This is a genomic window from Myxococcus sp. CA005, from assembly GCF_006518205.1.
Classification (GTDB): domain Bacteria; phylum Myxococcota; class Myxococcia; order Myxococcales; family Myxococcaceae; genus Myxococcus; species Myxococcus xanthus.
Map to the genome: position 1 here is coordinate 1 of NZ_SRLV01000198.1, position 1,417 is coordinate 1,417.

The 1,417-nt window shown below is 66.8% G+C and carries 1 protein-coding gene; it reads right to left on the reverse strand.

Annotated elements, in window-relative coordinates; genetic code table 11:
* Positions 1–2 precede the first annotated feature (2 nt).
* Positions 3–1,364, reverse strand: a complete 1,362-nt coding sequence (locus FMQ63_RS37100; RefSeq protein ID WP_011551905.1) for an IS701 family transposase — start codon at positions 1,362–1,364, stop codon at positions 3–5.
* Positions 1,365–1,417 lie beyond the last annotated feature (53 nt).

Here is a 1,417-nt window from a genome sequence, read left to right on the forward strand (position 1 = left end):
TACTACCCGGTCACATGCGTGACGGCCCCCGAGGAGGTGCGCGGGCGCCGATGTGGCGCAGGCAAAGTGGGCAGTGGCCAATGCGGCGCAGCAGCAGGTGCTGAAGGCGGCGGCGCACTTCGGGCAGTGTCCAGCGTGCTCTCCTCCGGGGGGAAAAGCGCCCGGCGGAGCGCAAGGAATCCGTGAGCGACCATGCAGAGGGTGGCATGGTGGTGGAAGCCTCGCCACCCTCGCCCCTCGAAGTGGTCAAGCCCCACCTCGCCTTTGAGTTCTTGGTAGTCCCGCTCCACTCTCCAGCGCAGCTTGGACAAGCGCACCAACTCCTTGAGCGGCGTATTCGCGGGCAGTGAGCAAAGCGAATACTTCGTCGGCGCCTTCTCCTCCTGGGGCCACTCGATGAGCAGCCATACCTCTTCACTCGGTGGAGCTCGCTGGACGTGCCGCTCCGCCGTCCGCACTCGCACGGCGGCGAACCGGGAGGACTGCTCGCCCCGACTGCCCTCGCGCCAATAGACTGTCTGGAACTCCTCCTTGGGAAGTTGAAGCGCCAACTCCTCAATGGCCCATGGTTGCACGCCCTCGGCCACGTAGCGCGTGCGCGGGCGGCCGTTCTGGCCCGGCGCCCTCTGGGGCTGACGCGGCTTGGCACCGGGCGGCCACACCTTGTGCGTGCCCTGCACGCCCATCAAGTAGTGCAGGCCTCGCTCGCGCACGCCGTCGCGGAACTCCCGTGCATCGCCGTACCCAGCATCAGCCAGGACGAGGTGTCGGCGCACGCTCCACGCCATTGCGTCATCCAATTGGCTCAGCGCTATCTGCCACTTCTTTTGAAACTTCACTCCAGACGGGACACCGGCGGCCTTGCAGCGCTTCCTGCTGCGCGTCCACTCCTCAGGCAGGTACAGCTGCATGGCGATGCAGCCGCTGCCCTTCTCTCCAGCAACATGCAGGCTGACGGCCACCTGGCAGTTCTCCGTCCGCCCCAGGGTGCCCGAGTACTGGCGCGCCACACCCACCGAATGCACGCCCTTCTTCGGCAAGCCCGTGTCGTCAATGACGAGGGCCTCCAAGCCCGGTAGCTCGCACTCAAGCTGCCGCGCCAGGCGCCGCCGCATTTCGGAGTCGTCCCAAGCCGCGCCCGACACACACTGCTGAAGCCGCTGGCGCATGGCTTCTGTCTGCTCGGGTGCCTCGACGAGCCGGGCCGCCATGGGCTCGATGCTCTTGCGTTCTCCGTCGAGCAGCAGTCCGGTGAGGTAGCCGCCGAGGGCGCGACGTCTCTCGGTCCGGCCCATTCCCTCGGTCATCGAGTCCAGGAACTCGCTCAGCTCCCGGTCAAGCTTGCGTAACTGGGCAGGCGTCATGCTCCGTCAACACGGGGCGCCCGCGCCCAATTCATCTGACCGGGTAGTGTTAG